Annotated in this window: 9 protein-coding genes; 3 read left to right on the forward strand and 6 right to left on the reverse strand. The window is 61.6% G+C overall.

What is annotated here, in order from left to right; translation table 11 throughout:
* Positions 1-2: 2 nt before the first annotated feature.
* The gene (gene gmk / locus ABMA32_RS16820) at positions 3-656 is read left to right on the forward strand and encodes a guanylate kinase (protein ID WP_349014968.1); all 654 of its coding nucleotides are present in this window, start codon (positions 3-5) and stop codon (positions 654-656) included.
* 362 nt (positions 657-1018) lie between these two features.
* On the opposite strand, the gene rsmA is transcribed toward gmk, so the two are convergent.
* The 5 genes from rsmA to lptF all read right to left on the reverse strand — a co-directional run bounded on the left by rsmA (position 1019) and on the right by lptF (position 7684).
* On the reverse strand, positions 1019-1873 hold the full coding sequence (rsmA, locus tag ABMA32_RS16825) for a 16S rRNA (adenine(1518)-N(6)/adenine(1519)-N(6))-dimethyltransferase RsmA (RefSeq protein ID WP_349014969.1): 855 nt from the start codon (positions 1871-1873) through the stop codon (positions 1019-1021).
* 5 nt (positions 1874-1878) lie between these two features.
* Positions 1879-2820, reverse strand: coding sequence for a SurA N-terminal domain-containing protein (locus ABMA32_RS16830; protein ID WP_349014970.1), 942 nt, complete (start codon positions 2818-2820; stop codon positions 1879-1881).
* A 149-nt stretch (positions 2821-2969) separates the two neighbouring features.
* Positions 2970-5363 (reverse strand): LPS-assembly protein LptD, encoded by a 2394-nt coding sequence (locus ABMA32_RS16835; RefSeq protein ID WP_349014971.1) that lies wholly within the window; start codon positions 5361-5363, stop codon positions 2970-2972.
* Between the two features lie 39 nt (positions 5364-5402).
* The gene (gene lptG / locus ABMA32_RS16840) at positions 5403-6491 is read right to left on the reverse strand and encodes an LPS export ABC transporter permease LptG (protein ID WP_349015465.1); all 1089 of its coding nucleotides are present in this window, start codon (positions 6489-6491) and stop codon (positions 5403-5405) included.
* The gene (gene lptF / locus ABMA32_RS16845; protein WP_349014972.1) at positions 6488-7684 is read right to left on the reverse strand and encodes an LPS export ABC transporter permease LptF; all 1197 of its coding nucleotides are present in this window, start codon (positions 7682-7684) and stop codon (positions 6488-6490) included. The genes lptG and lptF overlap by 4 nt, the downstream gene beginning before the upstream one ends.
* A 368-nt stretch (positions 7685-8052) precedes the next feature.
* On the opposite strand from lptF, the gene ABMA32_RS16850 reads away from it, so the two are divergent.
* On the forward strand, positions 8053-9600 hold the full coding sequence (locus tag ABMA32_RS16850) for a leucyl aminopeptidase (protein WP_349014973.1): 1548 nt from the start codon (positions 8053-8055) through the stop codon (positions 9598-9600).
* Here ABMA32_RS16850 and ABMA32_RS16855 read toward each other — a convergent pair.
* Positions 9588-11474, reverse strand: a complete 1887-nt coding sequence (locus tag ABMA32_RS16855) for an acyltransferase family protein (protein ID WP_349014974.1) — start codon at positions 11472-11474, stop codon at positions 9588-9590. The two genes, ABMA32_RS16850 and ABMA32_RS16855, sit on opposite strands and share 13 nt — an antisense overlap.
* Before the next feature lie 193 nt (positions 11475-11667).
* Between ABMA32_RS16855 and ABMA32_RS16860 the strand changes: the two genes are divergently transcribed.
* The gene (locus tag ABMA32_RS16860; protein WP_349014975.1) at positions 11668-12117 is read left to right on the forward strand and encodes a DNA polymerase III subunit chi; all 450 of its coding nucleotides are present in this window, start codon (positions 11668-11670) and stop codon (positions 12115-12117) included.
* Positions 12118-12151 lie beyond the last annotated feature (34 nt).

Consider the following 12151-nt stretch of genomic DNA (forward strand, 5'->3'; position numbering starts at 1 on the left):
GCATGGCTGCCAATGATGTCGGATCAAGGATTCGCCGGCGCGGGCTGATGCTGGTCCTGTCGTCGCCGTCAGGCGCCGGCAAGTCGACCATCGCGCGCAATCTCCTGGAAAGCGACAAGGACTTCGAACTGTCCGTCAGCGTGACCACACGGCCGCGCCGCGGCAGCGAGATCGACGGCAGGCACTATCATTTCCGCACCCTGCGCGAGTTCGAGATATTGCGGGACAATGACGAACTGCTCGAATGGGCAGAGGTGCATGGCAATTTTTACGCCACGCCGCGCGGTCCTGCCGAAAAGGCGATGGCCGAAGGGCGCGACATGCTCTTCGACATCGACTGGCAGGGCGCCGAGCAGTTGCGCGACAAGATGCGTGGCGACATCGTCTCGATCTTCATCCTGCCCCCCTCGATGAGCGAGCTCAAGGCAAGGCTTATGCGCCGGGCCGAGGATCAGGAAGCCGTGATCTCGAAACGGCTCCAGAACGCCCGCGAAGAACTGGAGCACTGGAAGGACTACGATTATGTCGTCGTCAACGACGATCTCGACCGCGCCTTCTCGCAGGTCGTCTCCATCGTCGCCGCTGAGCGCCTTCGCCGCGACCGCCGTCCCGGCCTGTTCGACTTCGTCTCGGGATTGCTTGACGAGAAGATCTGATGTCCGTTCCGCGGATGGCGGATCAGTACCTGACGGTGAATGGCGGCGACCGATAAGCAGAAAGTCCTGTGCACGTACCGTGCAAGAGACACTCACCCAGGCTCAACTTCGTTTGAACGACGTGAACAGAACCTTCAATTCCACCTCGTTTCACGAGACAGCGAAAAGTCTGCTTAGAGCAGGACTTTAGAAGCACAATCTCGCCATTCTTGAGATTGTCTATGACATGCTGATCGGAACCATCACGCAGCGGCATGTCGTCAACCAGCACGGCTTGGTTTCCGAAGCGGGCTGCAAGAGTGGTGACGAGCGCAAAGGATACGCCCGTTGTTGCGAACAAGACGAAAGTGATGAGTAGCGTTCTAGATAGCATTCGCCAGCCGGACGAACTCTTCCACGCTCAGCGTCTCAGCGCGTCGCGTGGGGTCGATGCCGGCGGCCGCGAGCAGGCTTTCGCCGCCGAGGCTTTTGAGGCTTTGCCTCAGCATCTTCCGGCGCTGGCCAAAGGCGGCTTCCGTCACGCGGCCAAGCGTCTTCACATTGGCGGGCAGGGGGCTTTGCCGCGGTGTCAGGTGAACGACCGACGACGTCACCTTGGGCGGCGGCGTGAAGGCCTGCGGGGGCACGTCGAAGGCGATCCTGGCGTCCGTGCGCCAGCCTGCCAGGACGCCAAGCCGGCCATAGCTGTCCGTGCCCGGCTTTGCGACGATCCGTTCCGCCACCTCGCGCTGGAACATCAGGGTCATGGACAGATAGAAGGGCGGCCATTGCGGCGTCGTCAGCCAGCGCACCAGCAGTTCGGTGCCGATGTTATAGGGCAGATTCGCAACGATCCTGACTGGCTGTCCGGCCCCGGCAATCGCCGCGAAATCGGTCTGTAGCGCATCGCCGGCAACGACCTCCAGTCGCCCGGGATAGTGGTCCGAGACCTCGGCAAGGGCGGCAAGGCACCGCTCGTCGCGCTCGACCGCCACGACACGTTGCGCGCCGTTCATCAGCAAAGCCCGCGTCAGTCCGCCCGGGCCGGGTCCGACCTCGATCACGGTCGTCTGCGAAAGATCGCCCGCCGCGCGCGCGATCTTTCCGGTCAGGTTGAGGTCCAGCAGGAAGTTCTGGCCGAGCGACTTCTTCGCCTGAAGCCCATGCCGCTCGATAACGTCGCGCAGCGGGGGCAGGCCGTCGATACTCGTAGCGCGGCCTTCCGCGGCGACAGCCATGAACGTCAGCGTTCGACGATCTTGGCTCTCTCGCGCAACTGCTCGAGATATTTCTTGCTCAGGTCTTCGTTGCCAGCGGCAGAATTTCCTTCCGCCTGGAAGGTCAACTGCGCAACGCGGTCGTCGGAGACTTCGCGAGACGAACAGACGCCCAGAAACTCGATGCCGACATTTGTCTGCCGCACGCCGGTCGCTCCGCCGACGCGGGTGTTCTTGATCTCTTCCGCCCAGTCCGGCGGCAGCTCGGGCGCCAGCCTGCGGCCGAGATCCTTGACGGTCACATCGACCAGCCCCTTCGCGAACTCACGCGTGTTGTTGCATCCGCTGAAGCGGGCCCGCATGGCTTCTGCCTCGCGCTTGCGTTGCGCCATCTTGCTGCGTTCGCTGGCCGGCACAACGAAGATCACCTGTTGCAGCATGTATTCGGTCGCGGTCGGCTTGGCGCCACCCTTTTCGAGCATGCGCCTTACCGCGTCCTGCTCGGTTACCTTCTTGCCGCCGACGCTGCGGCCGCTGCGGCTGAGCACCTGGCTCCAGCCCATCTGGCTGCGGATGAACTCCTTGAAGTGCGCCTTGGTCACACCCGACTGGTTCATGATGCCGTCGAGTTGGGCCTGTGTCATCTTGTTCGACTTGGCGAAGTTGGCATAGGCGGCAGCCACCTGGTCGTCGGTGATCGTGATGCCCAGTCGCCGCATTTCTGCGATTCTCAAGGTCTGGTCGATCATCTGCTGTTGAGCCTCGGCGTTCGCGTTTCCGCCCCGGCGCTGCAGCTTCAGGAACGCCGCACGGCGCTGGATATCGTAACTCGTGATCGGAATGTTGTTGACGACGACCTTGATCTCGCTTGCCGACGCAGGCGAGGAGAAGATGACAAGGCCAGCCGGGGGGGCCGCCAGCGACAGCGCCAGGCTCATCGTCGTGAGGTATTTTCTTATCGAAAACATGAGGTTGTATTCCCGTCCTCTGTTTTGATCCGGTTTGAAGGCTCCATGCCTTCCCTATACGGCAAAAGAATGTCGTCCCGTAAGGGTACAACCATACACGTTGCCGCGATTGCAGATCGGGATCATGCGCTGCAGATCGGGATCATGCGTTAAAGGTCGGAGAACGAGTCCGATGCCGTGCCGAACGCACCCAGCGTGCGGAAGGAGACGTTGAAGCCGATGGTCGAGCTTGTCTCGCGGCTTTCGACGTCGCGATTCTGGGAATAGGTCATCAGGTAGGTGAAGCAGTCGTCGTCATAGGCAAAGCCGACAGCGCTCTTGGCCATGATGCTGTTCTCGAAATCGTAGGTGCCCGAGCCGAACGCGCGCCACGATTCGTGAAGGCGGGTAGAAGCGCCGAAGGACAGTTCGCGGCGATCCTCGTCGAAACCGTAGAGCTCCTGCGCCTGGATGAACGCGTATTTTGCACCGACGAAGACCCTGTCGGAGGAGTAACCCGCCTTCAGTTCGCCACGGCGAAGCTCGAGCGACTGTTCGTCCAAGCGAGCGCTGGCCGAGCCGGAGAAACCGTTCGGGGTCGCGAAGCCGAGCAGTCCCACAAAATCCGACGTATCGGTTTCCAGTCCGGAATAGGCGCCGACGTTGACGAGATCCGGATCGGAGAAGGAGTTCTCGCCTCCGAGGTGATAGGATTGGCCGACGATGCCGTTGGTGGTCCAGCCGTTGCCGAGAATGCCGGAATAGCGGAAGCCGACATTGGCGCGCGTGCCGCCCTCGATGCGGTCATAGCCAGCGAACTTGTCCCGTTCGAACAGCGAGGTGGCGTCAAACACGAAGCTCTGCGCGTCCTCGTTGGGCATGCCGAGCGTCTTGCCATAAGGCTCGTCGTTGCGAGCAAAGACCTGCGCCATCGGTTCGAGAACGTGGCTCGATCCTTCCGAGGCAAAGAGGAGCGGTAAGCGCAGCTCCAATCCGGCCGTCGCGAGCAAGCGGTTATAGGCGTCGCGGATATCGGTCATGAAGCTTCCGCCAGGATGGCTTGCCGCCATGTTCTGGATGGCTGCAACCGATTCCGAGGAATAGTCGACGCCCGTCGTGTCGGCCTGGAAGGCGAGCAGCGGCGTCATTACCAGGCCGCCGTCCGACACGAAGGAGCGTTTCCACTCGCCTTCTGCCGTCAGGCGAGCCGACGAATTCTTGATGCCGTTTACGGTCTCGATGTTGGTTGGTACGTCCGGATCGAAATATTGGATATCCAGCTTCTCACGCAGAATGACCCGCGAATTGACGTCGAAGCTCAACTCGCCGCCGAACACTGGCTGGTCGAGCGTCTTGGAATAATCGAAGCTGGGCAGGACCCACGGCTGTTCCTTGTCGCGAGCGTCAAAGTTCTCCGTTCCGTCGGGATTGGTATCAAGAGTCCGTTCCTGGACGTCGAAATGCATGCCGCGCAGGTCGAAATAGTTGCGGTCGTCGAGCCCCGTCAGGAACACCTCGGAGCGCTGGATAAAGTTGTTGTAGTTATCGATGCCATAGGTGCGCGAGAAATTCTTGTCCGTCTGCGCAAGGATGTTCCAGCCGAAGTCCCAACGTGAATTGATGGCGAAAAGACCCTTCGTCCCCATCATGGCGCGGAACTCGTTCGGATCACCGGCCGGTCCAGAATCAACCGTGTTGTAGTCGAATTTCTCCGGCTTGGCCTGGTTGATCGCAGCAAAGGTCACGCTGTACTCGCCATTGTTGAAACGCTGGCGCCACTCGGCTTCGCCAAGGAAGCCTTGTTGGGTGTATCCCGTGCCCGTGACCGTCAGGTCGTAAGTGGGCGACAGAGCGAAATAGTAGGGAACCGAGACACCCATGCCCAAGTCAGTTGTGAAACTGACCCCCGGGATGAGGAAGCCGGATTTGCGCTTCACGGTCGGGTCGGCGATCTCGAAAGACGCCAGCTTGCCGAGCGGCAGTCCGAAAAACTCGAAGGTCGAATCCTCGAAGCGAACCGTCTTCGTCTTGCTGTTCCAGATGATCTTCTTGGCCTTGATGCGCCATGTCGGCGCTTTGTCAGGCTTTTCGGCGCAAGGCTCGCAGGCCGTGTAGACGCCATTGTTCAGCGTGGTCAGGAACCCGCCGCGCCGCTCGCCGCTTTCGGCGGCGAAATAAATCTTGTCGGCGGTCTCGACGCGCAATGCGTTCACGAAGCCGTCACCGAAATCGTCGGTCACGTCGATCGTATCTGCGAAGACCTTGGTGCCGTCGGGGTTGATGACCTCGACATTGCCGGATGCGATCAGGCGCCGCGTACTCCGGTCGTAGCTCACTTGATTCGCGACGAGCTTGTTACCGCCATAATCGATCCGGACGCCGCCGGACGCCGTAACGGTCTCGTCGTTGTTATCGTAGACCAGCGTGTCGGCCTCGAGCAGCATCTCGCTGCCTTCAGGCACGGTCGACGCAATGTCTTCAAGGCCTTGCGCGAAAGCCGATTCGGGAAGCACCGCGGCGTAGACGAGGCAGGACAGGGCAGTCGCGCCAAGCAGGCGCGCCATTCTGGCCGATTTGCGGTCTGAATGTGCCGCAACCCCCAACTAACCGTCCTCCTTGTACAGCAGGAATGTTACCCCGAAAAACATCGCCACGACAACTGGAATCCAGGCCACGACGAAAGGCGGCACCAGTCCCGCATTGCCGAACGCTTTAACAAGAACAGAAACAACATAAAGCAGAAAGCCGGCGAGGACGCCACCCAGAATCATCGTCGCCGATTGCCCCATTCGCTGAAATCGCATCGACGTGGTTGCGGCGATGAGAGTCATTGCGACCAAAAGGAAAGGCAGCGCCATAAGTGTATGGAATTGCGTGGCGAAAGCGCTTGCCTTGAGGCCGAAAGATTGCGCCACCTCGATCTTCTCGGGAAGCTCGTAGAAGGGGATGGTTTCGGGCCGCGCCAGCCTTTCCTGTACGAACTCGGGCCGCAGGTTGGTCGCCACCCGGTCGGTGTCCATGTGCGGCAGCTGTTCGCCGGCGCGAATGCTGCGCACGTCGTGCAACTCCCAGTAGCCGTCGCGCAGGTAGGCGCGCGCTGCGTCGCGCCGCTCGAAGATGTTGCCGTCGCTATCAAGCGAAAACATCGTGACGTCCGCCAGTTCCAGTCCCTGGTTCAGGACGGTGCGGGCGCCGATGATCGTGTCGGTGTTGCCGGTCTTCTGCCGCAGCCAAGGCGCGGCGTCGCTGGACGTCGCGCCGGCTCGTCCCGCGCGGAACTCGTTTTCCAGGCTTTCGGAGCGCGAGACGGCATGCGCGGCCAGGGGGTTCAGGACACCCACCGTGAACAGCCCGAACAGCAGCGCGCCAATACAGCAGGGCAGAAGGAACTGCCACGCCGAGATGCCGGCCGCCCGCGCGATCACTAGTTCGGACTTGCGATTGAGGGAGACGAGCGTCGTTATCGCGGCCACCAGTGCCACGAACGGCACCGCCTGCTGCATGATGATCGGCACCCGCAGCGCCGACACCGTGAACGCCAGCCGAATGCTGTAGCCCGGAAGCCCGACGGTGCGGCTCGAGAACTCGGTGAAGTCGATCAGCATGATCAGCGCGTAGATGCCGACGAAATACCAAACCGCGATCGTCAAGTAGCGGAAGAGGAAATAGCGGTTGAGCGTCCAGCCCATCAGGCGGACCCTCCCGATGCCGCGTCGGGCCGGCCGGTGCGCATCATCATCATGCGGTCGCCAATCGCCCGGAACAGGGAGATAAGGCGGTCGGCCCAGGCGACCGGCAGTTCCATCGGCCGGTTGGTGGCGATGAACCAGATCGGGATCGCCGAAAAGACCAGCGGGACCGCATAGACCAGCGGCCACACGGCCGGCGCCGCCTGCACTTGGTTTGCCGCGACATAACCCAGCCAGCGCACGATGAGCGCGATGATGACCGTGGTCGCCAGCGGGTTGAGGCGGCTGTCACGGTGAGACCGCGCATTGCCGATCACCGCCAGTGCAATCAGGCCGAACACGGCCGGATAGGTCCAGTCGGTGAAGCGGCGATGCAGCTCGGCGCGAATCGACTGCGGATTGTTCTTGTAGAAGGAGTCGTCCGGATCGGGATCGAGCAGATAGCCGATCGTGCGGTCCTTCGGATGCAGCGTCGGCGCCTTTGATGAAGCCGTGAAGGCGGAAAGGTCGAAAGCGTAGGATGAGAAGCGGATGATCGAGATCTCGTTTCCATCCATCTTCCTCTGGATCTCGCCCTCGTCCATGACCAGCACCGTACCGGCTTCGCCTTCGCTGACCTGGCCGTACTTGGCGTAATAGATGAGGTCGGTGCCTTCGGTGCGCGAATCAGCGACGAAGATGCCCGAAAGCCGCCCGTCAGGCAGCCTTTCGCTGATCTGGATGTAGAGCCCTTCCTCAATCTTTCGGAACGTTCCCTCCTGGATAACCAGAGACAGGAAGTCGGCGCGCGCGGCGGCCACCAGTTCGCGGCCTCTCTGGCGGGCGTAGGGCTCGGCCCCGTTGTCGATGGCGAAGCTGGCGATGGAGGCGACGATCGCCAGTGTCATTACGGGGCGGATGACGCTTCTGCGCCCGGCGCCGGCAGCGCTCATGACCACCAGTTCCGAATCGTTGTTCATCACCGTCAGCGTCTGCGCAATGGCGATTACCGTGGCGAACGGGATGACTACCGGCAGCACCGACGGCAGGATCAGCGCGGCGATCTCGAAGAACGCAAGCGCGGACTGGCCGCTGTCGGTGACCAGGTTGATGCGGGTCAGCACCTGCGTGGTCCACACGATCGCTACCGTCCAGATGAGCGAGGCGAGGAACAGCATCAGCGTGCGCCGTAGGATATAGCGTTCGAAGACCTTCATGCGGCGCGGAGGTGTCCTCGGGCAGGATGGATGACCGTCATACGGCCTGTTGGCCCGCCTCCTACGGAGCGGGAAGTTGAGGCACTAGTTAATCGCACACGACGCGGCGCACAACCTTCAGGGTGTTACGTTTTATTCGGCTCCGCACGTTCCCGCCACGCCTCACCATGCGGCCGAACGGCTAACGAATCGCCAAGAAACACAGTAAACGCCTCCATCATGGCATATCCGTGCGGCGTTTCGCTTGCCAAATGCCTGAAAACCGCGAAATGTCCGCACCGAAATTTCGGCACTCCGAGAAACAGATCGGAGAACGCAGACATTCAAGACAAATACGTGCCGCAAGGCCCCAAATCCGCAGGACGATCATGGCGACCAGACCCGCAATCAGCTTTGCCAAGTACTCCAGCCCAAAGAAGGGCGTCGTCGTTCTGCTCGCCGCGGACGAGGGCAAGCTCGGCAAGGTGGCGGCCGCCTATGACGAGGCGAAAACGTTCGCGCGCGTCTTCAAGATCGCTGATTTCTCGGGCAAGGCGGGCTCGTCGGTGGACATCGTCGCGCCGCAGGGTTCCGCGCTCGACCGTCTATTCGTCGTCGGCGTCGGCAAGCCGGCCGCGTTGAAGGAATATGACTGGCTGAAGCTCGGCGGTTCGATCGCGGCGCAGGTCCGCAAGGCCGCTGAGGTCGCCGTCGTGCTCGACCTGCCTGGAACGAGCGTCGGCGCGACCGAGGCAGCCGGTGTTGCATCGGGCATACTCCTGCGCGCTTACGCCTTCGACAAGTACAAGACGAAGAAGGACGACGCCGACGCCAAGGGCGGCGACGAGGGCGCGCCTGCGAAGGCGGCCAAAGCGCCCGCTGCGAAATCCACCGAGCGCAAGCCATCGAAATTCGTGATCCAGTGCGCCGATCCGGCCGCCGCGAAGAGGGCGTTTGCTGCCGCCGAAGCCATCGCCGACGGCGTCATGCTGGCCCGCGACCTCGTGAACGAGCCGGCCAACAAGCTCGGCCCGGTCGAATTCGCGGCCGTCGCAAAGGATTTGACGAAGCTCGGCGTCACCGTCGAAGTGCTGACCGAGAAGGAGATGACGAAGCTCGGCATGGGCGCGCTACTCGGTGTCGCGCAGGGTTCGCCGCGCGGCGCGCGCCTCGCGGTCATGCAGTGGAACGGCGGCAAGGCCAAGGACAAGCCGGTCGCCTTCATAGGCAAGGGCGTCACCTTCGATACCGGCGGCAACTCGATGAAACCCGCTTCCGGCATGGAGGAGATGAAGGGCGACATGGGCGGTGCTGCCGCCGTCACCGGCCTCATGCATGCGCTTGCCGCCCGCAAGGCCAAGGCCAACGTGGTCGGCATCATCGGCCTTGTCGAGAACGCGGTCGATGGCAATGCGCAGCGGCCCGGCGACATCGTCACCTCGATGTCGGGCCAGACCATCGAGATCCTGAATACGGACGCCGAGGGCCGCCTCGTGCTGGCCGACGCGCTCTGGTACTGCAACCAGCGCTTCGAGCCGAAATTCATGATCAACCTCGCCACTCTGACGGGCGCGATCATGGTGGCGCTGGGCCAGAGCCACGCCGGTCTCTTCTCCAATAACGACGAACTGGCCGGCCGCCTGACCGAGGCCGGGCTCGCCACGCAGGAAAAGCTGTGGCGCATGCCGATGGGCCCGGAATACGACAAGCTGATCGATTCCAAGAACGCCGACATGAAGAACATCGGCGGCCGGTACGGCGGCTCGATCACTGCCGCCCAGTTCCTGCAGCGCTTCGTCAAGGACACGCCCTGGGCGCATCTCGACATCGCCGGCACTGCCATGGGCTCGCCATCGAGCGAGATCAGCCAGTCATGGGCCTCCGGCTTCGGCGTCCGCCTGCTGGATCGTCTGGTGAAGGATCACTACGAGGGGTGAACGGCACGCGCTTGCGCGATGAGGTTTGCAAACAGTCCGTCGGACCGCAATTGCCTGACGACAAAATCCGCTCCCTCCGAGGTGAAGTGGTTGTCGTCGTACATGAGCGGGACGCCGGGAAAAACAGTCCTTCGGCATACTTTTTTCGGGCAGGTATATTCCAGGACGTCGTAGAACCTGGCGCTTGTTCCCTCGAGCGCTTCTTCCAGATTTCTTGACTTGTTGGCGACGAAGCGAAGCCGCTCGTTTTCGGAGACCAAGTCGACCCCGGTGATGCTGGAGCGCGCCAGAAGCGCCGGAAGCGGTGCTTCGTATTCAATGCTCGGTCCAAGCACGACAACGGGTGCATGCTTCGCGAGCGCAGCGACGCTGGCACCGATGGTCTCGCGGTCTTTGATGGACCGTCGCGCGGAGATGACAATCACCTCGAAGCCGTCAAGATATTGATCGAACGCGATTTTCATCAGTCGCGTGCAGCGTTCTGCGCCTTTGGCGGGAACAAGCGGGTGGCATCCCGACGCAGATGCCTGCGCAAACGAAATTTCGGGAAATATCCGCCTGAAAGCCCCCATGAAATGGGCCGCGTGGCTGTCGCCGATCACGAGCACATTCGGCTGGGAAGTGCTCTTCGCAAGGCATTTGGCTTCATCGAATGCGATCTCGGCCTTGGCGGTCCATGTCGTAAGCAGGCATCCCGTACGTTCGGCTGCTTGCGACTTGCGGTATCTGTCCAGAGACTGGATTTCTGCCGAGAAGCGTGTCGGGAGGCCATCGGTGAGAGCCAAGGGCAGGGCGCATGCCGCGACGATAACCACTCCCGTCGCGCCTGCCGCGAGCCCGGCGCCCCGGCGTGGACGCCAGCGCCTGAATGGTTGCTCGATGAAGCGCCAGGAAAAAACGGCGAGAACGAATGTGAGGGCGATGAGAACGGCTTGCTCCCCGGTAGTCAGCGTCTCATCCATACTAACGTGTCTGTAGAGCGCAAGAAGCGGCCAATGCCAAAGATAGAGGGAAAAGCTGATCGTGCCGACGAAAACCGCGCCGGAGATTCGCAAGGGCAAGGTAGCAACTGGACCGAACGTCTTGGGCCATACGATGAGCGCGGCTCCCACGGTCGGCAAGGCTGCGATCCATCCCGGAAAAGCGTATTTCGGATGGAGGTACAGGATCGAAAAAACGATCAAGATCGCGCCGCCGAGTGCGGCTGCCTCGCCGATAGGGCGGTGCCCGATCTTGGGCGCGAAAACGAGGATTGCCCCCAGCGCAAGTTCCCACGCGCGGGTTTGTGGCAGATAGAATGCGGCGTGCTGGTTGTCGGGCGTCGCGATGACTGATGCCGCGAAGCTTACGGCGATCAAGAGCGCCAAGGTGGTTGCGGCAACGCGTGCAGAGCCCTTTGAAAGCGCCACTATTCCGAAAAGCAGCAGGGGCCAGAGGAGGTAGAACTGTTCCTCTATGCCGAGCGACCACATGTGTAGGAGTGGCATCAGATCGGACGAATTGTCAAAGTACCCCCCGCTATTCCAAAGAAAATAGAAATTTGCGAAGCCCGCGGCCGAGGCAACGGCGCTGCGCCCGAAGTCTTCGAAGTCCGAGGGTAGAAGGACGAAATATCCCGCAATACCGGTGACAACGATGGTCGCCAAAGTTGCTGGCAGGATGCGGCGGATCCGGCGGTCGTAAAAATCCAGGAAGGAGAATGTCTCGGCCTGCATGTCGGCGAAGATGATCGATGTGATCAGGTAGCCGCTGATGACGAAGAATATATCGACCCCGACGAAGCCGCCGGAGAATGGGTCGATACCGTAGTGGAAAAAGATAACGGCCAGAACCGAAACAGCGCGTAATCCGTCGATCTCGGGTCTGTAAGCCAAGACTGTGCCTGAATTCTAGAATTCATGAAACTTCTAAAGTCGCCGCTGCTGCGAATCCACCCGGAATTAAAAAAAGTCTCGATCTCGTATGGAGAGCCGTGAGCGAGTCGTCTCGGAAACGACGCGTGGCAATGATGAAACTTGCCCCCCAAGACGGTGGAAGCGAAACGCAAAGCGGCATAAACACGAGGCTATGGCCGAAGTTCTCTTCTACCACCTGACTGAATCGACGCTTGAGGATGCGCTGCCGGGCTTGCTGGAGCGCAGTACGGCGCGCGGCTGGCGGGCGGTGGTGCAGGCGGGCAGCGAGGAGCGGCGGGATGCGCTCGATCAGCATCTCTGGACGTTTCGCGACGATTCCTTCCTGGCGCACGGCACAGACCGCGAGCCGTATGCGGCCGAGCAGCCGGTGCTGCTGACCGTTACCGACGCCAATCCGAACGGCGCGGCGATCCGTTTCCTCGTCGACGGCGCGTCGCCATCCGATCTTTCAGCCTATGAGCGCGCCGTCTTCCTGTTCGACGGACACGATGCCGGGCAGGTCGAGGCCGCGCGCGAGCACTGGAAGACGATGAAGGCCGGCGGGCACGCGGTCACCTACTGGCAGCAGAGGCCGGACCGCCGCTGGGAACGCAAGGCCTGAATCGTCCGCAAGCTGCCGGGAAATTGGACCATAC

Source organism: Mesorhizobium quangtriensis (genome assembly GCF_040081925.1).
GTDB lineage: Bacteria > Pseudomonadota > Alphaproteobacteria > Rhizobiales > Rhizobiaceae > Mesorhizobium_K > Mesorhizobium_K quangtriensis.

Coding starts and splice junctions, on each gene's coding strand:
- ABMA32_RS16850 (WP_349014973.1), top strand. CDS start 8,053: ATGGCGACCAGACCCGCAATCAGCTTTGCCAAGTACTCCAGCCCAAAG.
- ABMA32_RS16830 (WP_349014970.1), bottom strand. CDS start 2,820: ATGTTTTCGATAAGAAAATACCTCACGACGATGAGCCTGGCGCTGTCG.
- ABMA32_RS16835 (WP_349014971.1), bottom strand. CDS start 5,363: ATGGCGCGCCTGCTTGGCGCGACTGCCCTGTCCTGCCTCGTCTACGCC.
- ABMA32_RS16860 (WP_349014975.1), top strand. CDS start 11,668: ATGGCCGAAGTTCTCTTCTACCACCTGACTGAATCGACGCTTGAGGAT.
- lptF (WP_349014972.1), bottom strand. CDS start 7,684: ATGAAGGTCTTCGAACGCTATATCCTACGGCGCACGCTGATGCTGTTC.
- rsmA (WP_349014969.1), bottom strand. CDS start 1,873: ATGGCTGTCGCCGCGGAAGGCCGCGCTACGAGTATCGACGGCCTGCCC.
- gmk (WP_349014968.1), top strand. CDS start 3: ATGGCTGCCAATGATGTCGGATCAAGGATTCGCCGGCGCGGGCTGATG.